Source organism: Terriglobia bacterium (genome assembly GCA_020073205.1).
In the GTDB taxonomy this organism is placed as follows: domain Bacteria; phylum Acidobacteriota; class Polarisedimenticolia; order Polarisedimenticolales; family JAIQFR01; genus JAIQFR01.
Window position 1 is genome coordinate 1 of record JAIQFR010000017.1, and the last position, 21,491, is coordinate 21,491.

The 21,491-nt window shown below is 68.7% G+C and carries 24 protein-coding genes, 3 tRNA genes and 1 other RNA gene; 1 reads left to right on the plus strand and 27 read right to left on the minus strand.

Translation table 11 applies throughout. The annotated features are described in order from the left end of the window. The 24 genes from LAO51_05520 to LAO51_05635 all read right to left on the minus strand — a co-directional run. The coding region (locus LAO51_05520) for a hypothetical protein (protein ID MBZ5638205.1) at nt 1–305 on the minus strand (305 nt) is incomplete at its 3' end. 130 nt (nt 306–435) lie between these two features. Beyond that, nucleotides 436–3,075, minus strand: coding sequence for a fused MFS/spermidine synthase (locus LAO51_05525; GenBank protein ID MBZ5638206.1), 2,640 nt, complete (start codon nt 3,073–3,075; stop codon nt 436–438). 118 nt (nt 3,076–3,193) lie between these two features. Further along, nucleotides 3,194–3,631, minus strand: coding sequence for a hypothetical protein (locus LAO51_05530; protein ID MBZ5638207.1), 438 nt, complete (start codon nt 3,629–3,631; stop codon nt 3,194–3,196). Between the two features lie 224 nt (nt 3,632–3,855). Then, nucleotides 3,856–4,299 (minus strand): hypothetical protein, encoded by a 444-nt coding sequence (locus tag LAO51_05535; protein MBZ5638208.1) that lies wholly within the window; start codon nt 4,297–4,299, stop codon nt 3,856–3,858. Nucleotides 4,300–4,573: 274 nt separating this feature from the next. Then, the gene (locus LAO51_05540) at nt 4,574–5,536 is read right to left on the minus strand and encodes a peptidylprolyl isomerase (GenBank protein ID MBZ5638209.1); all 963 of its coding nucleotides are present in this window, start codon (nt 5,534–5,536) and stop codon (nt 4,574–4,576) included. A 65-nt stretch (nt 5,537–5,601) separates the two neighbouring features. Next, nucleotides 5,602–6,432: a double zinc ribbon domain-containing protein gene (locus LAO51_05545; protein MBZ5638210.1), complete on the minus strand. Its 831-nt coding sequence runs from the start codon at nt 6,430–6,432 to the stop codon at nt 5,602–5,604. A 55-nt stretch (nt 6,433–6,487) separates the two neighbouring features. Next, nucleotides 6,488–7,858 (minus strand): tetratricopeptide repeat protein, encoded by a 1,371-nt coding sequence (locus tag LAO51_05550; GenBank protein MBZ5638211.1) that lies wholly within the window; start codon nt 7,856–7,858, stop codon nt 6,488–6,490. 136 nt (nt 7,859–7,994) lie between these two features. Beyond that, the gene (locus LAO51_05555; GenBank protein ID MBZ5638212.1) at nt 7,995–8,459 is read right to left on the minus strand and encodes a 23S rRNA (pseudouridine(1915)-N(3))-methyltransferase RlmH; all 465 of its coding nucleotides are present in this window, start codon (nt 8,457–8,459) and stop codon (nt 7,995–7,997) included. Next, on the minus strand, nt 8,456–9,436 hold the full coding sequence (locus LAO51_05560) for a sigma-54 dependent transcriptional regulator (GenBank protein MBZ5638213.1): 981 nt from the start codon (nt 9,434–9,436) through the stop codon (nt 8,456–8,458). The genes LAO51_05555 and LAO51_05560 overlap by 4 nt, the downstream gene beginning before the upstream one ends. 21 nt (nt 9,437–9,457) lie before the next feature. Then, complete coding sequence (locus LAO51_05565) at nt 9,458–9,667, minus strand: RsfS/YbeB/iojap family protein (protein MBZ5638214.1); 210 nt, start codon at nt 9,665–9,667, stop codon at nt 9,458–9,460. A 197-nt stretch (nt 9,668–9,864) separates the two neighbouring features. Further along, the gene (gene nadD, locus LAO51_05570) at nt 9,865–10,578 is read right to left on the minus strand and encodes a nicotinate-nucleotide adenylyltransferase (protein ID MBZ5638215.1); all 714 of its coding nucleotides are present in this window, start codon (nt 10,576–10,578) and stop codon (nt 9,865–9,867) included. Continuing rightward, nucleotides 10,575–11,642, minus strand: coding sequence for a GTPase ObgE (gene obgE, locus LAO51_05575; GenBank protein MBZ5638216.1), 1,068 nt, complete (start codon nt 11,640–11,642; stop codon nt 10,575–10,577). Before obgE ends, nadD begins: the two co-directional genes overlap by 4 nt. A 113-nt stretch (nt 11,643–11,755) precedes the next feature. Next, a complete protein-coding gene (gene rpmA / locus LAO51_05580; protein ID MBZ5638217.1) occupies nt 11,756–12,013 on the minus strand; it encodes a 50S ribosomal protein L27 in 258 nt (85 codons plus the stop codon). A gap of 15 nt (nt 12,014–12,028) precedes the next feature. Then, nucleotides 12,029–12,343, minus strand: coding sequence for a 50S ribosomal protein L21 (rplU, locus tag LAO51_05585; GenBank protein ID MBZ5638218.1), 315 nt, complete (start codon nt 12,341–12,343; stop codon nt 12,029–12,031). 85 nt (nt 12,344–12,428) lie between these two features. Further along, nucleotides 12,429–13,013, minus strand: a complete 585-nt coding sequence (locus LAO51_05590; protein ID MBZ5638219.1) for a gliding-motility protein MglA — start codon at nt 13,011–13,013, stop codon at nt 12,429–12,431. Between the two features lie 31 nt (nt 13,014–13,044). Next, a complete protein-coding gene (locus LAO51_05595) occupies nt 13,045–13,539 on the minus strand; it encodes a roadblock/LC7 domain-containing protein (protein ID MBZ5638220.1) in 495 nt (164 codons plus the stop codon). A gap of 121 nt (nt 13,540–13,660) precedes the next feature. Beyond that, nucleotides 13,661–14,260, minus strand: coding sequence for a recombination mediator RecR (gene recR, locus LAO51_05600; GenBank protein ID MBZ5638221.1), 600 nt, complete (start codon nt 14,258–14,260; stop codon nt 13,661–13,663). 7 nt (nt 14,261–14,267) lie between these two features. Beyond that, nucleotides 14,268–14,567 (minus strand): YbaB/EbfC family nucleoid-associated protein, encoded by a 300-nt coding sequence (locus LAO51_05605; GenBank protein MBZ5638222.1) that lies wholly within the window; start codon nt 14,565–14,567, stop codon nt 14,268–14,270. Next, a complete protein-coding gene (gene dnaX, locus LAO51_05610; GenBank protein ID MBZ5638223.1) occupies nt 14,564–16,396 on the minus strand; it encodes a DNA polymerase III subunit gamma/tau in 1,833 nt (610 codons plus the stop codon). The genes LAO51_05605 and dnaX overlap by 4 nt, the downstream gene beginning before the upstream one ends. Nucleotides 16,397–16,527: 131 nt before the next feature. Next, nucleotides 16,528–16,627, minus strand: an RNA gene (gene ffs, locus LAO51_05615) — signal recognition particle sRNA small type. 54 nt (nt 16,628–16,681) lie between these two features. Beyond that, nucleotides 16,682–16,771 (minus strand) — tRNA-Ser (locus tag LAO51_05620). 80 nt (nt 16,772–16,851) lie between these two features. Continuing rightward, a tRNA-Ser gene (locus tag LAO51_05625) sits at nt 16,852–16,944 on the minus strand. Beyond that, on the minus strand, nt 16,921–17,433 hold the full coding sequence (gene tadA / locus LAO51_05630; GenBank protein ID MBZ5638224.1) for a tRNA adenosine(34) deaminase TadA: 513 nt from the start codon (nt 17,431–17,433) through the stop codon (nt 16,921–16,923). The genes LAO51_05625 and tadA overlap by 24 nt, the downstream gene beginning before the upstream one ends. Nucleotides 17,434–17,486: 53 nt before the next feature. Next, a tRNA-Arg gene (locus tag LAO51_05635) sits at nt 17,487–17,563 on the minus strand. Nucleotides 17,564–17,769: 206 nt separating this feature from the next. On the opposite strand from LAO51_05635, the gene LAO51_05640 reads away from it, so the two are divergent. Continuing rightward, a complete protein-coding gene (locus LAO51_05640) occupies nt 17,770–18,393 on the plus strand; it encodes a response regulator (protein ID MBZ5638225.1) in 624 nt (207 codons plus the stop codon). Here the strand turns inward: LAO51_05640 and LAO51_05645 are convergent. The 3 genes from LAO51_05645 to LAO51_05655 all read right to left on the minus strand — a co-directional run bounded on the left by LAO51_05645 (nt 18,390) and on the right by LAO51_05655 (nt 21,277). Continuing rightward, complete coding sequence (locus tag LAO51_05645; protein ID MBZ5638226.1) at nt 18,390–18,662, minus strand: PqqD family protein; 273 nt, start codon at nt 18,660–18,662, stop codon at nt 18,390–18,392. The two genes, LAO51_05640 and LAO51_05645, sit on opposite strands and share 4 nt — an antisense overlap. Before the next feature lie 23 nt (nt 18,663–18,685). Beyond that, entirely contained in the window at nt 18,686–19,780 is a 1,095-nt protein-coding gene (locus LAO51_05650; protein ID MBZ5638227.1) for a hypothetical protein, read from the minus strand. 108 nt (nt 19,781–19,888) lie between these two features. Then, on the minus strand, nt 19,889–21,277 hold the full coding sequence (locus LAO51_05655) for a TIGR03013 family PEP-CTERM/XrtA system glycosyltransferase (GenBank protein ID MBZ5638228.1): 1,389 nt from the start codon (nt 21,275–21,277) through the stop codon (nt 19,889–19,891). Nucleotides 21,278–21,491: the final 214 nt, after the last annotated feature.

The following is a 21,491-nucleotide window of genomic DNA, read 5'->3' on the forward strand; positions in this document are numbered from 1 at the left end:
CCCGTGGCGTTGATCGTCGTGACCGACGGGCCGTCGGTCGAGACCACGCTGATCCCCTGGAAGATCCGGATGGCTTCGGCATAGGTCCCCGGCAGAACCAGAACCGTGCCGCCCGCGGGGACGTTGTTCTTCAGGTAGCAGATCGCGTCCTGGATCTTGCAGTAAGGGTTGCCCGACGTGCCGTTCCCGGGACCGGGGCAGTTCGCGGCGCTTACGTAGAGGGTCTGCTGCGCCCACGCGGTCGAGAACGACGCGAGGCCCAAGAAGAGCGCGGCCGTCCCGCGGCGAATGGAAGTCAACCCCATCCCCCCACCACCTGGCCGCAGCCAACCCCCCGAGTCGACGAAGAACCAAGGCGCCGTCCTTATACGGTGATGGGCGAGCGGCGGCAAGCCATCGCTCGAATCGCCCAGCCGGAGCCTGTCCCGCGGCCGGTCAAGGACTCGCCGGGACTCCACCCGGGGCTTCGTCTCGGGCGGCCATGGGTCGCGAAAGATCGGGATCCAGCGACCGGCGCGGCGACCCGGTCAAGAGTCGTTGCGCCTCCGCCCGGAAGGGGTCGGTGGAGATCTCGGCGGCGAGTTTTCGCGCCCTCCCGGCCTCCCCCCTGGCGAGCCACGCCTTGACCAGCTGGACCCGCAGGCGGTCCCGCTCCTCGGGGGTCCCCGGCGATGGGACGACCTGGTCCAGGGGGGATGCCGCGAATCGTTCGATGTAGGCCAGCGTCGAATCCGAGGTGTCCTCGTACATGGCTTTCGGGGCGGAGAACTCCACGCGGGCGTTGTCGTCGGTGTTGCGATTCGCGCCGGCGACGAGGAGGTCCACCTGGGGGGTGCCGAGCCGGAACAGCGGAAGGATGTCGGCGGGCCTGCGGACGCCGACGCGTCCGAGGTCGGTGAAGACACGAAGCTCGGACATCCGCCGTGCCATCCGGTCGAGGTCGAGTGCGATCGGCGCCTCGGAGCCGAGCAGGAGCAGATCCGTACCGTCGAAGGTCTCGAACAGCAGCGTACTCGGGAAGGCTGCGTGGAACGCGGCGACGATGGAGCGCAGGTCCTCGGTGGCGAGCCCGTAAGTCTGCACCCATTGGCAAAAGATTCCCGAGGGGTACAAGCGCTGGCGCGCGAGCCGGAAGAACTCCTCGGTGAACAGGTTCGACGCCACCGTCATCCACGGGTTCGAAGGCTCCGAGACGACGACGTCGTATCGCCGCGGGGAGAAGGTGAGCTCGTTCCGCGCGTCGTTGATCGCGAGGACGAGCCTCGGATCGTCGAGGACGTCGCCGTTGACGGACGCGAATTGCCGCGCCGCGGGGACCATCGCCGCCTCGATCTCCACGACCCGGATGCTCCGGACCGGATGCGTCGCGACCGCGCCCGCGGTGATCCCGCTCGCGAGGCCGATGACCAGCACGTCCTTCGGAGACGGGTGAAGCAGCAGCGGGAGGTGAGCGCACATCAGCTGCGTCTCCATGTCGCCGCGCGTCGAGGCCTCGACCTTGCCGTTCACCGACAGGAACCGGTTCTTCTGCGCCGGCTGGTCCGCGACCATCACCGACGCCGTCAGCCCCTCCTCGAAGAACAACAATCGATTGGGGGCTATGACGCGGCGCAGGAAATCGCTCCAGTTCGCGTCCTCCGGCAGGTCCACGACGTTCATGTACACCCCGCTGTTCATCAGGAGGGTGTCCCAGCCGGGCCGCACGGCCGGGATCGTCACCGCCGCGGCGGCGAGCAGGAGTGCCAGGGCCCACCGCGTGCGGCCGGTGGTCGGGCGGAGGCCCAACGCGGCGACGAGGCCGAGCGCGACCTCGAGGAAGGCCACCGCGAGGAGCGCGGACCGGACACCGAGGAGCGGGACGACCACGAAGCCGGCGGCTGCGGAGCCGGCGATCGTGCCGAACGTGTTCGCGGCGTACACCGACCCCACCGAAGCGCCGACGCTGTCGAGCCCCCGGGTGCGGAGCTGGAGCACCGCCGGGAAGATCCCGCCCAAAGCGAAAGTGGCCGGGAACATCACCGCGAATCCGATCAGGAACTGGACCGCGAGCCACTCGTTCGGGCCGAGGCCACCGCGGAAGTAGACCTCGGCGAAGAACCTGGGCATCCACTGGAACAGGAACGTGGTGCCGTACGCGAGAATCCCGGCGCCGCCGAGCAGACCGGCCAGGAGCGCGCCCGGGTCGAGCCGCGGGTGCCATTTGAGCCAGGCCGAGAACGCGGCGCTCCCGGCTGCGAGCCCGGTCAGGAACGCGAGAAGCATCAGCGAGAATGCATAGACGGAGCTGCCGACGATCAGCGCGAGGCCGCGGGTCCACGCCACCTCGAGGACCATCGCCGCGAATCCCGACGCGGCGAACAGCCACAGGGCCAGACGCGCCCCGCGAGAACTCGAACCGGCCTCCCGCGCCTGAGCGGCCATCGCGGCGGGCGGCATTCCGACTCGTCGCGCGAGGAGGAGGGCTCCGATCCCGACGAGGAAGTTCACGACCGCCGTGGACCACAGCGTATGGCGGACGCCGAACGCCGGGATCGCGATCACACCCGCGAGGAACGTGCCCACCATGGCCCCGAACGTATTGACGGCATAGAGGGAGCCCACCTCGCCGCCGATCCGGTCGGGATCATCGGCCACCTGGCGGGCGAGCACCGGGAGGCTCGCGCCCATCAGGAACGTGGGGGGAAGCAGGACCGCGAGGACGCCCACGGTCTTGGCGAGGCTGAAGAGCACGTAGGAGCTGTCTCCCCCCGCATTCCACAGCGCGGAGTAGATCGGGGTGAGGGCGCGGAAGAGGACCGGAACGAGGAGCGCGTACGCGCCGATGCCGACCTCGAGAAGTCCGTAGTACCGCAGGGGCGGAGCGGAGCTGCGATCGACGAGGCGGCCGGCAGCGAACGAACCCAGCGCGAGACCTCCCATGAACGCCGTAAGGACCGCGCTGGTCGCGAAGAGAGTCGAGCCGAGGACGAGAATCAACTGACGGAGCCAGATGACCTCGTAAACGAGGCCCGTCGCTCCCGAGACGAAAAACAGTACGTAGATCCCGACGCCGCGGTGCCGAACGGGCGGGATCAATCAAAGGTCTCCGAGAAAAGAAAACCGCCAACGCAATACGCGATGGCGGTTCTCCGAGGTTTCCGCCGGAACGGGCCCGCTGAAACGGCGGGGATCCGCGAACCGGCGCAGCGGCGCCTTACATCGGCTCGGTCTGAGACTTCGTGTGCCCCTTGTGCTTGCCCTTCGACTGGGGCGGCGGCGTCCACAGCGGGTTCTGCGTCGCACCCGGCAGCGGACGGCCGAGCTCGGACGCGAACGTCGAGACGAACGCGTCCACCTGGGTCTGGCTGAACGGGGCCTGCGGATTGCTCGTGCTGACGTTCAGCCCGAGTGCGCCGGCGATCTGCGCCACGGCCCCCTCGTTCAGGGCGGCCTTCACGTCGAGCGCCGGGAGATTGACCCCGGCAGCTCTCAGCGAAGCCGCTGCCGTGGCGCCGTCGGTGGCCGACAGGCTCTTGACCTGCGCGATCTGGGTCAGTAAGTCGCCCACGGTCACCTTGCCCGCGGCGTGCGCCGGAATCATCACAGCAAGCGCGACCAGAGCCATCAACGCGATCCGAATCACTCTCTTCATAAACATGACCTCCCCGCTCCGGGAACCTCCAGTTTTAGAAACCTCATGAAAGCAAAGAGACCTACATATACGGCCAATCGCTCCATCGTCAAGCCGTTTTTCGAGGGGCCTGGCCTCCAATCCGCAGACCCCGGGTCACGTCCGATAACGCATTTGACCCAACGCTGCTTCCGCTTCGAGGAGTCCGCCGATCCGAAAACCCCTCGGATCGGCTTCGCGCTCGTTTACATGGGCTCGGTCTGGGACTTGGTGTGTCCCTTGTGCTTTCCCTTGGATTGCGGTGGGGGCGTCCACATCGGATTTTGCGTCGCGCTCGGCAGGGGCCGGCCAAGCTCGGACGCAAACGCCGTAACGAACGTGTCCACTTGGGCTTGGCTGAACGGGGCCTGTGGATTGCTCGTGCTCACCTTGAGCCCGAGGGCGGCGGCGATCTGAGCCACAGCCCCCTCGTTCAGGGCGGCCTTCACGTCGAGCGCCGGGAGATCGACGCCGGCAGCTTTCAGGGACGCGGCTGCAGCGGCACCGTCGGTGGCCGGCAGGTTCTTTACCTGGGCGATCTGGGTCAAGAAGTCACCGACCGTCACCTTGCCGGCGGCCTGTGCCGGAGCGATCAACGCCAGCCCCATCAGAGCCATCGTAGCGATCCGAATCACCCTCTTCATCGACATGACCTCCCCCTCCGGGAACCACCAGTTCTGGAAACCGCACTGAGTACGAACTAAGCCGGATATACGGCCATCCGCCACGTCGTCAAGCCGATTCTGCTCAGCGCGCGCGAGAACAGTGGCCCACGTCATCCTGCTTTCGCCGTTTTTTCGTGCGTGCCGTGCCCCACCGCTTCTCGAACGCGCGTGTTGTATACGGTCAACTCTGCCAATGGTCAAGGAAAGCCGCGCGATGCCGCCATCGAAAGCCATCTCCCCGGCCCCCCCGCAGGAGAGGTCAATGGGGTGCGGGCTTCTCGCCCACCGTCATCTTCCGTATCCGAACCTCCTTCAGAGGTTTGAAGAACGGCCGCGCCGTTTGCTGAGTGCTCGGGAGCCTCGATATCCTCTGGAGCACGTCGATTCCGTCGACCACCTGGCCGAGGACCGTGGCCTGTCCGGTCCACGTCGGCTCGGGCCTAAGCATGACGATGAACTGCGAGCCGTTGGTTGGCGGCGAGGGGCTGAGAGGCTTCATCAGGATCGTGCCCGTCACCACGGGAACGTTCGAGGGGTCGGCCGGGTAACGGAGCGGGGGGTTGCCCATGCCGTCACCCTGCGGGTCGCCTCCAACCACGAACTGATCCGAGTGGATCTCGTGGAACGTCAGCCCATCGTAGAAGCCCGCGTTGGCCATGTCGATGAACGCCTTCGTGGCGAGCGGCGCGGACTTCGGGAAGAACTCGATCGAGAACGATCCCTCGTCCGTCTCGACGCGGACTCGGTACTCCTTCGCCGGGTCGTACTTCGGGATCAGGCGGACCGAGAGCGTCGGCGACGTGACCCCGTCGGCGGTCCACCTGATCTCGTACTGGCCCGGCTTCCCCAACTCGGGAAACACCTTGACCAGGTCGATCACCGCGCTGTAGGCGTACTTCGGCGCGAGCCGCCCGGGCCGGGAGGGCTCGCTCGCATCCGGCTTGGCCGCGCGCGCCAAGAGCGCGCCGCCCGCCACCCGCGCCTCGAGACCGGCAGGGAGCGGAGTCTTCACCGGGTTCTGAACCTCGGCGTCCCCCTCGTTCCCGACGCTGACCCGCAGCTCGAGGGGGTCGCCGGCGTAGTAGAGCTGGTGAGCGAGCTCGAGCACCGCCCTGACCGGGCCCTCCTTAGGGGAGGCCTTCGCCGCGCCGGCGTCCCCCGGCGCGGCGGCGGCGTGGACACCGAGGAACGCCGCACACAGGAACAGCGCTACACGACGCATGAGCACCTCTCGCCCCGGGCCGGCGCTCGGTGCCGTCCGGTGCCTCGACAGGGATGAACCGAGGATTATAGGTTGTCTGCGGCGGACGGTCCAAACCCGTCCCTGCCTCGAAGCGTGCGGGCCCATGACGCGACCCGCACCTCCACGGCGCCGGCGGCCTTGAGCGCGGTCGCGCAAGCCTCCGCCGTTGCCCCGGTGGTCATCACGTCGTCCACGAGCAGCACCCTGAGCCCGCGGGCGCGCCGCGAGGCGCGAAACGCGGCCGCTGCCGCCGCGCGCCTTCGTCGCGCACCGAGTCGTTTGGCGGCGGCGGGGCGGGTGAGCCTTCGACGGAGGAGACCCGCAGCCACGGGAATTCCCAGCGCGGCCCCCACGGGTAGCGCGATCTCGAGGGCGGGATTGCATCCCCTCCTGAGCTTCGCCCACGCGTGGGCCGGAACGGGGGCAACCCGCTGACAGCCACGAGCGAACTCGGAGGTCGCGAGCACCTGCGCCAGCTGGACGCCGAGGGCGCGGAGGACCTCCCGCCGGCCGCCGAACTTGGCGGCGAGGAGAAATTGGCGAGCGACCCCGTGGTAGGCCACGGCGGGCCGCGCTCCGTCGAACGCCGGGGGAAAGAGCACGCAGGCGGCGCAGCGTCCGCCCCCGGGCCCGAGGAGGTCGGACGAGACCGGCACCGGGAGCCCGCATGAAGGGCAGAGAGGCGGACGCAGCGAGCGGAGGCCCGCCCAGCAATCCGGGCAGGCGCCGAGACGGTGCCGCGGACCGAGCGGCACGCCGCACGCGAAACACCCGCCCGGCAGCAGGGTCGAGAGGAGCGGATGGCCGACAGCGCGGTGGAGCCGACGCGCCGCGCGCAGCCATGCGGGGACGGATCTCGCGCCTTCCTGGCTCAAGTGTGCTTCTCCGGAGGAGGCGATGGGGGGACCGGCGATCCGGCGGGACGGGAGGCTACTTCCGAGCGGTATAGACCGGGGCCGGCGGCAGGCCCAGTTCCTCGAGGGACATCTCCTCGCGGAAGTTGAGCTCGATGCTGTTCCATTCCCCGCAGTCCGGGCAGCGGTCCACCCACTCCATCGAGGTCTCGCCGCAGGCACGGCAGCGGTACTCGAGCTGGACCAGCTCGGTGTCCTTGATCACCTTGCGGTACTCCGCGGCGGCATCCCGGTGGTTCTTCCGGCGCTCGTGGATCCGGCCCAGCAGGTAGTGAAGCGTCGGCGCGTACGAAGCGCGGCTCTCGAGCGACGACAGCACCGCGAGGGCGTCGTCGAGCATCTCGAGGCGGAAGTAGAGCTTTCCCAGGAAGAAGCGCGCCAACGTATCCCGACCGGCCCGCGCCGCGCAACGCTTGAGCGACTCGATGGCGGCCAGCGGCTGCTCCCTCTCTAGGAAGTGGTCCTCGATCATCGTCAGGAAAACCGGGTCGTTCGTGGACTCGAAGGCGTGCTCCCACGCCTCGATCGCTTCCCGGTCCTTGCCCTCGTGCCGCACCGCCTCGCCGAGCAGCACGTGCGCCGGAATGAAACGGGGATCGTCCTTCAGGATCTTCCGCAGCGCGACCATGGCCTCGCGGGCACGACCGGCGCGCAGCTGCTCGGCCGCCATCTCGTAGCGGATGCCGAGCCCGACGCGGGCATCGGCGTTGTCCCTGGGGTCGCTGGCTTCCGAGTACTTCTCGACGCGCTCGTGCGCTTCGAGCGCCTTGGCGAACCCGCGCTCCTTGATGTGCAGCGACCGGAGCTTGCGCCAAGCGAGCACCGAGTGCTTCTTGAGGGCGATGATCTTCCCCAGCACCGCGCGGGCACGGTCCAGGTCGCCCTTGGCCTCGTGATCCTCCACGAGGTCGTAGAGGGGGCGAGGGTCGTCCTCTTTGAGGTGGTGTGCCTTCCGATGGAACTCGATGGCCTCCGCGTACTTCTCCTCGTGCCGGAGGACCTCCCCGATCTTGAGCAGGGTGTTGAAATGGCGGCTGTCACGCTCCAGGACGGCGCGGAAGTGGCGCAGGGCCTCCTCCTCGCGCCCCTCGAGCACCGCGGCGAGCCCGCGGGTGTACTCCTCCTCGATCTCCTCCGCCCGCTTGGTGGCCTTCCGCCGACGTGAGCGGTCCACCAGCATGCCCGCCTCGCGGGTGAGGCCGGCCAGCACCGTGATCCCCACGCCGACGACGAAGAAGATCAGGAGCGCGAGGCCGACCGGGAGGTTCACGTCGCCCCAGAAGTGGAACGGGCGCTCGAGCACCTCGCGGTTCGACACGAACAGCGAGGAGGCGGCGTAGACCACCAACATCGCGAGCAGGATGAACAGAAACGTCCGTACTCTCATGAGTTCGGTTCCCGGGCCGGTGTCGCGGCCCCGGTCGAAGCTCCGCTCGAAGCCGCGGCCAGATTAGTGTACCGTCCGGGGCGCGTCAAGAACGCCGCGGCGATTCTCCATTGCGGAAAGAGCGGGGCGGTCCGCATTACTTGTGGTAGGGAACGCGGCGCAAGATCGTGACGGCGCGGTAGAGCTGCTCGGCCACGAGAGCGCGCGCGATCTCGTGGGGAAACGTGAGAGGAGAGAGCGACCAGACTCGGTCCGCGGCGTCGATCGCCGACCGATGGAGGCCGAGCGGCCCTCCGATCACGAAGGTCGCGGAAGGGCTGCACCACCGCTCGAACGCCCGGGCGAGCTCGTCGCTGTCGAAGAGCCTTCCGCTCCGGTCCAGGGCCACCACCGTCCCGGCGGAAGGCCATGCATTCCGGAGCGCCTCCCCCTCGCGCTCGCGCACGTGATCGTCGGAGTAGCGGCCGGACGCGCGCACCTCCGGCACGAAGCGCGCGTCGTACCCGATTCCGAACCCCCGGACGCGGTCGGCGTACAGGTCGTGCAGCGCCGCGGCGGCCCGGTCCCGCGGCTTGCCGACCGAGAGCAGGAGGAGCCTCACTCCCGCGCCCCGCCCGGCGGGCTCTCGTCGCCGTCGACCGGCGGAGCCGGGCGCCGCCGGACGCGGAGCTTCTCGTGCAACGTCTTGCGGTGGATTCCGAGCACCCGCGCCGCGGCCGACTTGTTCCCGCGCGTGCGCCGCAGGACTTCGTCGATATAGGCGCTCTCCAGCTCCTCGAGGGACATCGAGACCTTCGCGGCGGAACGCAGCCCGAGCGGACTCGCCAGCGACAGGCCCGGCGGGAGATCCGCCTCGGCGATCGTCTCGCCTTCGGCGAGCACCGCGGCGGACTCCATCGCGTGGCCCAGCTCGCGGACGTTTCCCGGCCAAGCGTGCCGGATCAGCGCGTCGACCGCGCCGGACGCCAGCCGCCGGGGGGGGAGACGATGGCGGGACACCGCCTCGTCGAGGAGGGCCTGAGCGAGCAGCGGGATGTCCGTCGGCCGATCCCGGAGCGGCGGAAGCGCGAGCCGCACCACGTTGAGCCGGTAGTAGAGGTCCTCCCGGAGCTTCCCCTCCGCCACGAGGCGTCCGGGGTCCTCGCGGGTCGACGCGAGTATCCGGACGTCCACGTCGACGGTCCGGATCCCGCCGAGGCGCTCGAATCGCTTCTCGTCGATCGCCCGGAGTACCTTTGCCTGAAGCCCCGGCTCGAGCTCGTGAATCTCGTCGAGAAAGAGGGTTCCGCCGGCGGCTCGCTCGAACCTTCCGGCCCTCGCCTCGTGGGCGTCCGTGAAGGCGCCCTTCTCGTGCCCGAACAGATCGCTCTCGAGTAGCTCCGCCGGCACGTTCGCGCACGGGACGTCCACGAAGGGACCTGCAGCGCGCGCGCTCCTCTCGTGGAGGTAGGCCGCGAGCCGGTTCTTCCCCGTGCCGGACTCGCCGGTCAGAAGAACGTTCGCTTGGGACCGCGCGGCGCGCTCGGCCATCTGCAGCAGGTGCCGGAAAGCCGGATCGCGCGTATCGAAGCCCGGCACCGATCTTCTCCGAGGCGCCGGTCAGCCGGACTTCCGGGTGCGGCGCCGGGGCGCGGTCGGGGGTGGAAGCGCCGCCGCCCGGCGGGCATCCTCCCCGGGGAGCGTGAGGCGGGGGGCGTCTCCCCAAAGCCGCTCGAGACCGTAGTACGCTCGCTTTTCCTCGGTGAACACGTGCACGACGAAATCGATGTAGTCCAGGAGGATCCACTCGGCGACGCGGCGTCCCTCCACGTGGCCGGGCTCGCGCTCGAGGCTCTTCCTGAGCCGCTCCTCGACCGCGTCCGCGATGGTCAGGGCATGGCGGCCGGACGTGCCGTGGCAGATGACGAAGTAATCGGTGAAGACCTTGAGTTGCCTGAGATCGAGGACCAGGAGACCTTCGGCCTTCTTGTCCTCGGCGGCCTCGATGCAGAGGGCGAGTTCCGGTGTCAGCGACGTGCCTCCTTTCGATACAGTCCTTGATCCTGAATATAACGGGCCACCGCGGCGGGTACAAGCCCGGCCAAGTTCTCGCCCGCCGCAGCCAGCGTGCGGACCCGGCTGGACGACACCGGGAGAGGCGGGATCGCGACACGGTAGATGCGTCCGCCCGTCGCCGCTCGGCCCCCGTCGGCCGCGGCCCCGGCTCCGGCCTCGCAAGGGACCGCCACGGCGTGCGCCATAAGCTCGGGCGGGAGCTCCCCGGCAGCGCGCTCTTCCGCGGCGGCCCGGCCGGGAGGACGATCCACGGCGATCAGGTCGAACTCCCGAAGAAGGTCGCCGTGACGATACCAGGTCCCGAGCTCGCGCAGTGCGTCCATCCCGAGAATCAGGATCGGGCGCACGGGCGCGGGGCCCGAGGCGAGGGATCGAAGGGTGTCCAGGGTGAACGAGACGCCGCCCCGCACGATCTCGATGGTGCTGACCTCCAGTCCCTCGCGTCCCTCGACGGCGCGGCGCAACATGGCGAGGCGGTGTTCCGCTGGGGTGACGTCGGGACGGCTCTTGTGAGGGGGCGTCGCGCACGGTATCAGAAGTACGCGCGGCAGGGCGAAGACCCTAAGAGCCTCCTCGGCGGCGTGCAGGTGCCCCGCGTGGACCGGATCGAACGTCCCGCCGAGCACGCCGACGCTCGGGAGTCGCCCCTCGGCCGGCGAAGTCACCGGCCGTCCCGCTGCGGCCGGCGACGAACGCGGGCCGACGGCCGAGGAGCGGCGGCGATCTCCCCCGCGTCGAGGCGGTCGAGGGCCGCGCCGGTCTCCGCGACGAGCTGGTCGAGGCCCGTGCCGGCCACCGCGGAGACGACGACCAAACGCTGCCGTCGCCGCGCCGCGTATGCCGAAAGACGGCGCAGCGGCGCCGGATCCTGCGCGGCGTCCGCTTTCGTGACGACCAGGATCTGCTCCTTCTCGCCCAGCTCGGTCCTGTAACGGCGCAGCTCGCCGTTGACGGTCCTGACGTCGGCCACCGGGTCCCTTCCAGGCACGGTGGGATCGACCAGGTGGAGGAGCAGTCGGCATCGCTCGACGTGGCGCAGGAATCGGTCCCCCAGTCCCGCGCCCCGGTGGGCTCCCTCGATGAGCCCTGGGATGTCGGCGACGACGAACGAGCGGAAATCGCCGCGGTCCACCACGCCGAGGTTGGGGGACAGCGTCGTGAACGGGTAATCGGCGATCTTCGGCCGAGCCGCGGAGATCCTGGAGATGAGCGTGGACTTCCCCGCGTTCGGCAGTCCGACGAGGGCCACGTCCGCGAGCAGCTTCAGCTCGAGGCGCAGGACCCGCTCCTCGCCGGGAATCCCGGGCTCGTGCCGGCGGGGAGCACGGTTCGTCGAGGTGGCGAACCGCGTGTTCCCGCGGCCGCCCCTCCCGCCGGCCGCCGCGACGAATCGCTCCCCGGGATGCGAGAGGTCGGCGAGGAGAGACGTGTGATGCTCGTCGGCCACCACGGTTCCCACCGGGACGGTCACAATGAGGTCCGCCCCAGAGCGGCCCGACCTCGAGGCCCCCTCCCCGTGGCGTCCACGCTCCGCCCGGAAGATCGTGCGGTAGCGAAAGGCGAGGAGCGTGGTCACATCGGGGTCCGCCACGAGCATCACGGAGCCGCCGTTCCCGCCGTCGCCGCCGTCGGGGCCACCTTTCGGGACGAACTTCTCCCTGCGGAACGAAAGGCAGCCGTTGCCCCCGTCGCCGCCGGCCACGGTGATCCGGGCTTCGTCCACGAACACGGGGCGGGGCCTCCGGGCCCAGTCTAGCCTGCTCCACCGAGATTCAGCGTCGAAGCGGAAATACGAAGGCCGGCTCGGGCGAACCGGGCCGGCCTCTGACCTCTTGCGAGGCGCTACTCGGCGGAGACGACGCTGACGAAGCGCCCCAGGCGGCCACGGTCCTCGAACTTCACGAGACCGGCCGTCAGCGCGAACAGGGTGTCGTCCTTGCCCCGGCCCACGTTCTTGCCCGCCTGGATCGGGGTCCCTCGCTGTCTCACCAGGATCATGCCGCCCAGGACCCGCTCGCCGCCGAATCGCTTCACCCCGAGCCTTTGAGCGTTCGAATCGCGGCCGTTCCGAGAACTTCCGCCCGCCTTCTTGTGCGCCACGACGACCTCCGGGGATCAGGCCTCGATCGCGTCGATCTTGACGGCCGTGAAATTCTGACGGTGGCCCCATCGCTTCCGGTTGGAATTCTTACGGTGCTTGAACAGGTAGCCGATCACCTTCGCGCCGCGCCCCTGCATCACCACCGTCCCGGTGACCCGCGCCCCTTCCACCGTCGGCGTTCCGATCCGGGCGTCGCCGCCTTCGCCGACCATCAGGACGCGATCGAACGCGACGGTGGCGCCCGCCTCCGCGGGGAGCGACTCGACGCGCACGACATCTCCCACCCGGACACGGTGCTGCTTGCCGCCCGTTTCGATGACCGCCATCATGGATGGGACCTCCACGAATCCGCAAAACGGACACTATAGATAGCCGTTTGGGAGGTGTCAAGGCGCCGGGGAGCAGGCCCGGCGCCTACCGGCTGCGGAGGTGGATCAGCACCGCCTTGACGATCGCCTTGAGGGTGTCGAAGACGCCCAATCCGCGTGTCGCCACGGCCTCGAAGACCGGCTCGTTCTTGAACCTCAGCGCGGCGACGAGCTGTGGCACGGCTACGGCGGTCGGCAGGTCGCGCTTGTTGAGCTGGAGCACGTACGGGACCTTCATCAGGTCGTAGCCGTGCTCCTTCAGGTTGTCGTGGAGGTTGCGGATCGACTCGACGTTGGCGTCCATCCGGATCTCCTGCGAGTCCGCGACGAACACGACGCCGTCGACCCCTTTCAGGATCAGCTTCCGCGACGCGTCGTAGAACACCTGCCCCGGAACCGTGTACAGGTGGAATCGCGTCCTGAACCCCCGGATCGCACCGAACTCGATCGGGAGGAAGTCGAAGAACAGGGTGCGGTCGGTTTCGGTGGCCAGCGAGATCAGCTTCCCCTTGGTGGCGTTTCCGGTCCGCTCGTAGACGAACTGGATGTTGGTCGTCTTCCCGCCCAGTCCCGGGCCGTAGTACACGATCTTGCAGTTGATCTCGCGGGCCGCGTAGTTGATGAACGTCATCGGGAACGGATCATACTATGACCGCCCGCGGTCAGCTGAACAGGGCGTCGATGTCCTCGTCGGTGATCTCGGCAAAGGGAGATCGCGCGCCGAACGCCCCCGTTGGGTGCGCGTCGGAGCGCGCCGCGACCTCCTCGAGGATCGCGCCGAGGTCGGCGGTCGCCTTCTTCACCCGGAGCCTCACGAGACCGAGCGACGACCTGAGATCGAAGAGCACCAGGAGGATCGCCGTCCCCGCCACCACGTTGATGTGCAGGTTGTCGTGTTCCCCTTCGTGGAACAGGATGGAGAACTCGCGCTCGCCGACGAGCTTCGCGAGACCATCGGTGGCCGCGACGTTGCCCGCGGTGAGCGAGGCCAACGAGGTCGGGTCGATCGCGTCCAGGTCCCCCGAAAGCGCGATCTGCTGGCCGTTCTTGTCCAGCAGGAAGACGAGCTTCGCGTTGGCGTCCTGGCGCAGGCGCTCGAGGACGGCGACGAGCCGAGCATGATCGGCCTCGAGCAGGATGAGATCTGCAGCGGCCATGGATCCCGCCAGGACCTCCCCCCGGCGGAACCCGCCGGGCGACGGCGCTAATCTAACGCCCCCGTTCCAGCGGAGGCAAGTCGGGACCGGCAAGCCCCTTCCCGCCGGGGCGGCCGAGCGGTCAGTACTCCCGCCGGCCCTCGAAAGCGCGGGTCAGGGTGAGGTCGTCGGTGAATTCGAGATCGGCGCCGGCGGGGAGTCCCTGGGCGAGCCGGGTGACCGGGACGCCGAGGGGCTTCAGAATCCTCGAGAGGTGCACGGCGGTCGCCTCCCCCTCGACGTTCGGGTTCGTCGCGAGAACCACCTCCCGGAAACCCTCCTTTCGGGTCCTCTCGACGAGCTCGTTGACCCGCAAATCGTCCGGGCCGACGTCCTTGAGGGGCGATAGCGCGCCGCCGAGGACGTGATAGACGCCTCGGAAGGCGTGGGTCCTCTCGAGAGCGGTGACGTTGGCGGGCTCCTCGACCACGCAGACGACCGTGCGGTCCCGGCGGGGATCGGCGCAGATCGGGCAGAGCTCGCCCTCGGCGATGTTGAAGCAGATGGAGCAGAGGCGCAGACGCTCCCGGAGTTCCGACAACGCCTCCGCGAGCGCCGTGACCTCTTCCCGAGGTGCGCGCAGGAGATGGAACGCGAGGCGCTGGGCGGTCTTCCTGCCGATGCCCGGGAGCTTCCCGAGCTCCGCGATCAGACGCTCGAGCGGAGGAGGCAGCGCTCCCATGGGACGCTCAACGCATCCCGGGCATCTTGAGGCCCGCGGTCATTCCCTGCGTGAGACGCTCGACTTCCGCGTCGACCTTCCGCCCCGCCTCGTTGACCGCCGCCAGGACCAGATCCTCGACCATGCCGGGATCGTCGGGCGTGATGGCCTCGGGGACGAGTCGCAGGGACACGAGCTGCTTCTTGCCGTTCATCCTGGCGGTCACCACGCCGCCACCGGCGGTCGCCTCGATCTCGATCGCCTCCACCTCCGCCTGGAGCTTGTCCTGCATCTTCTGAAGGTCTTTCATCATCTTTCCGAGGTTCATGGGGACTCCTCCGGCCCTACGGACTCGGCGCCCGCGGGCTCGGCCTGTCGGGCGGTCTCGAGCGGGCGGATCTCGATCACCTGCGCACCGAACTCGGCGAGGAGCCGCCGGATTCCCGGCTCCGATCGGGCGCGATCCCAAAGGGACTTTCCCACACCCTCGGCGTCCGGGGGGGCGGCGGCGACGACGTGTCCCTCCAAGGGCGGCGCCGCGGCGGTCCGAGGCGAGGGCGGAGCCCCTTCCGGTGCGGGAGTTCCGTGCACCGCCGCGATCGACTCGATCCGCACGTCCACGTGCTCGCCCAGGGTGGCGAGCGCGCACTGCTTCAGCGTCGCGAGATTGTCCGAGCGTTCCACCACCTTCCGGACCGAGTCCAGAGCCGGGGCGTACGCGATCCGCAACAGCCGCTCCTCAACGGCGACGGACGCCGCCTGGGCGATCGCCGCGCCGAGCATGCCACCGGAATCCCACACGGCGGCACGGAAGCGCTCGACGGGACCGTCGGCCTTCCGGTCACCACCGCCGGCCGGGGCGGGGGCCTGCGGGGCAATGGGCGGGGCCTCGGCTCCGGGAGTCCCCGGCGCGCCGCTCAGCGCGGGTTCAAGGGCCTTTTTTTTTTGAGGCGTCGATGGGGCTGCTGCCCGGGATGGCGCCGGAACGGGGGACGTGGCAGTCGGCGAGCGACGTTCCGCGGCGCCTGCGGGTCCCAGGGCGGCCAGAAAATCCTCGATCGGCTTAACAGCGCCGAGGGACGCGAGGCGCACCAGCGCGGCCTCGAACAGGAATCGGGGCTGGCTCGACCCCTTGAGGCCGGGCTCGAGATCGGCGAGGATCTGGAACGCCCGCGAGAGGTCCTCCCTCGACAGCCCCTCGGCTGCCTCGGCCAGAGCCGCGGCCTCGTCGCTCCCGCGCGTCAGGAGATCGTCCCTGCCCGGAACGGTCCGCAGGAGGATCAGGTCGCGCAGCACCGCGATCATCTCCCCCCAGAAATGGAGGAGGTCGTGTCCCTCCTCCACCAGCGCGTCCAGGAGTCGGAGCATCGCCGCGGCGTCGCGGGACGCGAGACCTCGGACCATCCCCGCCAGCGTCTCCGTCCGGACTGCGCCGAGCACCTGAAGGGCCTGCTCGTCCTCGACTTCGTCCCCGCAGAAGGCGAGGATCCGCTCGAGAACCGACAGGGAATCGCGTACCGATCCTTCCCCGGCCCGGGCGATCCGGTCGAGCGTCCTGTCGGAGATCCGGAATCCGCCCTGGTCGCAGACCTTCCGGAGATGCGCCGCGACCTCCCTCGGCGCGACTCGCCGGAACTCGAAGACCTGGCACCGGGACAGAATGGTGGGAAGGAGCTTCTGGATCTCCGTGGTTGCAAGCACGAACACGACGCGCGGCGGGGGCTCCTCCAGCGTCTTGAGCAGCGCGTTCACCGCCGACTTCGAGAGCATGTGCGCCTCGTCCAGGATCAGGATCTTGTAACGATCCCGCACCGGCGCGTAGGACACGACTTCCTGGAGCTCGCGAATGTCGTCCACGCCCGTCCTGGACGCCGCGTCCATTTCGAGCACGTCCATGGAGCGGCCTTCGGCGATCTCGCGGCACGGGGCGCACTCGCCGCACGGGGTCGGCGTGGGCCCGCTCTCGCAGTTCAGGCACTTCGCGAGGATCCGTGCCACGGTGGTCTTGCCGGTTCCGCGAATCCCGGCGAAGACGTAAGCGTGCGCGAGGCGGTTAGCCTGGACCGCGTTGCCGAGGGTCCGCGCGACGTGCTGCTGTCCGACCAGCTCCTCGAGTCGCTGCGGCCGCCATTTTCGCGCCAGAACCTGATACGTCACCGCGTCCCCGCCCCGCCCGACCCCATCGGCGGCCGAGCGCCGAAAGCCGAGGGCCGGAAGTCCCGGGCCGGGCGCGACCGCGTCCGCACCCGCCCACGAACTCCCGCCCTCGGGCCCCCGACTCCTCTGATGGGGCCCAAGTAGACCTGCGGCACCTGCGGCGGACCGCTTACCGTTGCTCCCTTCCGGGCCTGGCGGGGTTCACGGAACCGCAGTGCACAGGGCTCGGGCCCCGCAAATTCGGGTCCGGCGCCGCACGATGCGGGGGACCGGACGCCTTGGTCTTGGCGGAGAGAGTGGGATTCGAACCCACGGTACGGTTACCCGTACACACGCTTTCCAAGCGTGCACCTTCAGCCACTCGGTCATCTCTCCGCGGCCGTTCCGAACGTCGAGAGTCGCCTAATGTGGTCTGTGCGGCCATGCCGGCCGCGCACCCCCGATTCGTGCCGCGCTGGCGGAGAGGGTGGGATTCGAACCCACGTGCCTCCTCACGGAGACAAAGCGCTTTCGAGGCGCCCCCGTTACGACCACTTCGGTACCTCTCCGGATCCTCCCAATGCGGTCATCACTCCCTGCATCTTCGTCGCGGCGCGCTTCTCGTGAAAGAAGTCGAGGAGAAGCTCCGCCGCGCGGTCGGCCAACACACCGCCGATCGACTCGAAGCGGTGGTTGAAATCGGCTCCGGCGGCCCTGAGCGCCGCCAAGCGGCCGATGCCTCCCACCTTGAGATCGGGCGCGCCGTAGACCACTCGGGCGATCCTCGCGTGCATCGCCGTGCCGAGACACATCAGACAGGGCTCGACGGTGCAGTACAGCGTTGCCCCGATAAGGCGGTAGTTCTCGAGGTGCGAGGCCGCGACTCGCATCGCCAGGACCTCGGCGTGCGCCGAGGGGTCGGTGAGGGCCGCCACCGCGTTGTGGCCGGTCCCGATCACCGCGTCGGACAGGACCACGACCGCCCCGACGGGTACCTCGCCGTCACGACGCGCTCGAGCGGCTTCCTCGAGCGCGATCTCCATGAACCGCTCGTGCATCCCGTCCCCCGGGCCCCGCCCCCGGAACGGCCGACACAACCCCCCTACCGACCTGGTCGGACCGGAGGGATTCGAACCCCCGACCTACTGGTTCGTAGCCAGTCGCTCTATCCAGCTGAGCTACGGTCCGTTCCGGTCGATCCGGCGGGCAGAGAGCCGCTCCGCGAAACAACCGCGGATACTACCATCCGCCTTGGCCTCCGTCAACGGATTTCACCGATGCAAGAACACGCATATGCACACTAATATTGCTCAAGTTGCATATTCAATACGGCATCTTTATATTCTGTCACGAAAGAGCCGATAAGGCGGAAACACGCAAGCGAGGAACGCGCCATGGGCAGCGAAACCGAAAACGGCCGACGCTTCTTCACGACCTCCGAGGTCGCCCGTTACTGCGCCGTGACCAACGACGGCGTGCTGAAGTGGATAAAGTCCGGGAAGCTTCGTGCCTTCTCCACTCCTGGGGGACATTACCGGGTCGCGATGGACGATTTCCGGGCCTTTCTCCAGAAGTTCGACATCCCGATCGACGAGGCGTTCTTCAAGGGGGCCCAGAAGAGTCGCACGGTCCTCGTGGTCGACGACGAAGCGGACATCCGCGAGATCGTGCGCCGTGTCCTGGGAGAACTTGAGCCGGGGCTTAGAATCGAAGAGGCCGTGGACGGGTACGACGCGGGAATCAAGATCGGGAGCCTTCGCCCGGACCTGATCGTGATGGACGTCAGAATGCCGCGTGTCGACGGCTTGTCGCTTTGCCGCTCGATCCGCCAGAATCCCGAGACGAAGACCATCAAGATCCTCGCGATCACCGCGTTCCCCGAGCAGGACGTCATCCGGCGCATGTACGACGCGGGAGCGGACCTCTGCCTGATCAAGCCGCTTCAACTGGAACATTTCCGGCTGGAGGTCCTCCGCCTGCTGAACGAGGCGGGCCGGAACGAGTCGATCAGCGCCTAGACTGTCAGAAGCCCCTCTTCCACCAGCTCGCCGACCGCGGCCGCGACATCGCGACGGGCAGCCGCCTCGTCCACGTCGAACCGCTCCGGGAGAAGCCGCGCGATCGCGCCCGTCGTTCGAGTTCCGTCGCAGAGCAGGTAGATCTCCCGGGCCAACCCGTTCAGGACGTTTGCCTGGTCGCCGGCGTGGTCGTAAGAGAGGCACTCGCCCGAGAGGTCCTTTTCATGGTGGGTTCCGATGGGTCGGGGTGGGGCGTCTTCGGGCACCATGGTTCCTTCCCTCCGCGTCGGTTTCAGGCGCCGGGTCCGTCCAGGACGCCGCACAGGAACTCGAGGGCCTCCTCGGGGCGACCGGGCCAGAGCGCGAGGCACCGCGCCTCCTCGAGGAGTCCGGCGATCTCCGCGACCAGGTGGGTTTCGCGGCCCCGGAACTCTCTCTCGAGGGCACTTCCGTCCTGCCGATTGAGCATCTCCTGCGCGAGTTCGAGCGCGGCCTGGAACGGTCCGACCGGAACCACCTTCGAGCGTCCGGAAAAGTCGGGCGGCCGCTCCGGCAGCTTGATCGCGGCGACGACGTCGTCCCGACGCTCGCGGAGCCAGAGCGCGAGGTGCGCGGAGTCCTCCGTGTCGACCCGCAACACCTCCGGCGAACTGGTCTCGACGAGGACCCGCCTCACGCCGGGAAGCCCCCGTATCTCGTCGACCGCGTGCTCGTGTCCCTCCAGGAGCCAGATCTCGTGGGAGCGAAACCTCCGTATCGAGATTCCCTCCCCCTCCGAGCGGAGAAGGATCACGCCTGCGACGCGAGCGGGGGCGCCCCCCGGCGGGCGGAGTGTGCCGGGGGCCACGGCCCACCTGTCGCCGTCGGCGGCGCGCGCGGTCCTCGTGACCGTCTCGAGCTGCGCGGGGTTGAGCGGGGTCCGGGATCCCGGTCGGAGATTCATCGACCGCGGCAGCGGGATCAGGCGTCCCGTCTCGCGCTCCACCACCGTGAGATCGTCTGCGAGCAGGGAGTATCCCTTCAGCGCGAGGTGGACCGCGAGCGTCGTCTTCCCGAAGTTCGACGGCCCGGCGATGAGGAGCGCCCGTCCGCCGCTTCCGAGCGCGGACGCGTGGAACACGAAGTGGCCGCCCACCGAGCCCAGGAGGTCCCGCATGAGCAGGTTGTAGGCGTGGAAGACGGGATGGCGCCGGTCGAGCGGCCGCGAGCCGCCGGGACCCCTGAACGTAGCGGCGTGTGGCGAGTCGAGCGCCACTTCGTACTCCCGGAGCGGACCGCCGGGAGCCGGCACCGCGTCCCAGAGTCGCCTGACGAGGGTGGCGAAGGCCGCGTCGTCGGACCGCACGCGGGCATTGCCCTCGAGCCAGCCGAACTCGACCTCGTGCAAGGGATCGACCTCCCCCGCGTTGCGACGCGCCCCCCCCCGCGGTCGCCAGGGCAGTCTACAGCGCTCCGAAGGGACCGATCAGGGCGGAGTGAGGAGCGCCGAAGCGCGTCAGCGCGCGCCGACGCCCAGGAGCACGACTTTGACGGTCTTTAGGGCGATCCACAGGTCGAACAGCGCGTTGCAGTTCTTGATGTAGTACAGGTCGTACTTCAGCTTTTCCAGAGCATCTTCCTCGGACGCGGCGTACTGGTACTGAACCTGCGCCCAACCGGTGATCCCGGGCCGCACCGCCATCCGCAGGCGATAGTAGGGTATCCGGCGCTCGAGCTGCTCGACGAAGTGTTTCCGCTCCGGACGCGGCCCCACGAAGCTCATCTCGCCCCGGAGGACGTTGAGCAGTTGCGGGGTCTCGTCGATCCTGAGCTTCCGGAGGATCCGTCCCACCCGGGTGACCCGGGGGTCGTGGGCGCGAGCCCAGGTCGGCCCGCTTCGCCCCTCGGCATCCTGGACCATCGACCGGAACTTGAGGAGCACGAACTCCCGTCCGCCACTCCCCATCCGGCGCTGCCGGTAGAGCACCGGACCGCGGCTGTCCAGCCGGATCAGGATCGCCATCAGGAGGGCGACGGGCAGGCTCACGACGAGCAGGAACAGCGAGAAAACCACGTCGAGAAGACGCTTGCCGGCGAGGCGCAACGGGGAGATCTTGAACCCGTCGGAGAAGATCAGCCACGACGGGAGCATCGTCTCGACGGCCAGCTTACCGCTGGTCCGCTCGATGAACGACGTGACGTCCTCGATCTCGAGCCCGGCGAGGCGCAGCTCCATCAGCGGCTCGAGGGGAAGCTTTCCCCGCTTCTCGTCGAGGGCGACGAGGATCCGGTCGGCGTGATGCGGGCAGTAGCGGGTCAGCGCGTCGTAGTTCGTCTGGATCCTCACGCCCATGGAGAGCACCTGGCCGACGCGCGTGTCGGTTTCGTCGGCAAACCCCACGACCACGTAGTCGGCGGCGAGGTGGTGCGAGATCCAATGGCATAGGCGCCGCGCACTGTCGCCCGTGCCGAGGACGAGGACCCGCTCGCGCCACCCGTCGAGGACGTTGAGCCTTGCCGCGGTCCATCGCCAGCAGGCCACCACCGCCGGGACCGCGATGGCTCCCTCCAGCATGAGGAACCCTGTGACGGCTTGCGGGGTCCCGCGGTACGCCCAGTCGAGCATGAACGCGACAAGCCCCAGCGACAGCGAAACGATCGACGCCAACGCGACCTCGCGGCGGAGGTTGCTCTCGTCGCCGGCTCGGGTACCTCGCGTGATCGCGACGCAGGCGACGAAGAGCAGACTGAGTGCAGCGATCTGCGAGGCCGGAATGGGCCAGTTCAGCCCGCGCACCACCGCCGTCGTCGCGGCGGCGAGCGCGTACAGAACGACGAAGGTCAGCCCCCCTTCGAGGGCGAAGGAGACGATCTGACGCGGCCGCGTGAGGCGAAGGAGTGTCATGTTCGCAACCACAGACCCCTTCGCGGTTGGGCCGGCTCGTCGGATGGAGAGCTGAATTCGTTGCGGGCGATCATTGTGCCTCCGAGTGCAGCCCCCCCAACGATCCCGCACCCCGAATTTGTTTTTCGTCTCATCGCTGGAGACTGTGCAAAGGGTACGGAGCACATCGGGTCCTGTCAATGAGAAGTAGCAACAATTTGGAGGCAACTCGGAT

What these genes read in the sequence shown, in the direction of transcription:
- rplU (MBZ5638218.1), bottom strand. Translation starts at nt 12,343, where the DNA reads ATGATGGCGGTCATCGAAACGGGCGGCAAGCAGCACCGTGTCCGGGTG.
- LAO51_05605 (MBZ5638222.1), bottom strand. Translation starts at nt 14,567, where the DNA reads ATGAACCTCGGAAAGATGATGAAAGACCTTCAGAAGATGCAGGACAAG.
- LAO51_05640 (MBZ5638225.1), top strand. Translation starts at nt 17,770, where the DNA reads ATGGGCAGCGAAACCGAAAACGGCCGACGCTTCTTCACGACCTCCGAG.
- LAO51_05550 (MBZ5638211.1), bottom strand. Translation starts at nt 7,858, where the DNA reads ATGAGAGTACGGACGTTTCTGTTCATCCTGCTCGCGATGTTGGTGGTC.
- LAO51_05655 (MBZ5638228.1), bottom strand. Translation starts at nt 21,277, where the DNA reads ATGACACTCCTTCGCCTCACGCGGCCGCGTCAGATCGTCTCCTTCGCC.
- LAO51_05590 (MBZ5638219.1), bottom strand. Translation starts at nt 13,013, where the DNA reads ATGACGTTCATCAACTACGCGGCCCGCGAGATCAACTGCAAGATCGTG.
- tadA (MBZ5638224.1), bottom strand. Translation starts at nt 17,433, where the DNA reads ATGCACGAGCGGTTCATGGAGATCGCGCTCGAGGAAGCCGCTCGAGCG.
- LAO51_05595 (MBZ5638220.1), bottom strand. Translation starts at nt 13,539, where the DNA reads ATGGCCGCTGCAGATCTCATCCTGCTCGAGGCCGATCATGCTCGGCTC.
- LAO51_05645 (MBZ5638226.1), bottom strand. Translation starts at nt 18,662, where the DNA reads ATGGTGCCCGAAGACGCCCCACCCCGACCCATCGGAACCCACCATGAA.
- LAO51_05530 (MBZ5638207.1), bottom strand. Translation starts at nt 3,631, where the DNA reads ATGAAGAGAGTGATTCGGATCGCGTTGATGGCTCTGGTCGCGCTTGCT.
- LAO51_05535 (MBZ5638208.1), bottom strand. Translation starts at nt 4,299, where the DNA reads ATGTCGATGAAGAGGGTGATTCGGATCGCTACGATGGCTCTGATGGGG.
- LAO51_05540 (MBZ5638209.1), bottom strand. Translation starts at nt 5,536, where the DNA reads ATGCGTCGTGTAGCGCTGTTCCTGTGTGCGGCGTTCCTCGGTGTCCAC.
- recR (MBZ5638221.1), bottom strand. Translation starts at nt 14,260, where the DNA reads ATGGGAGCGCTGCCTCCTCCGCTCGAGCGTCTGATCGCGGAGCTCGGG.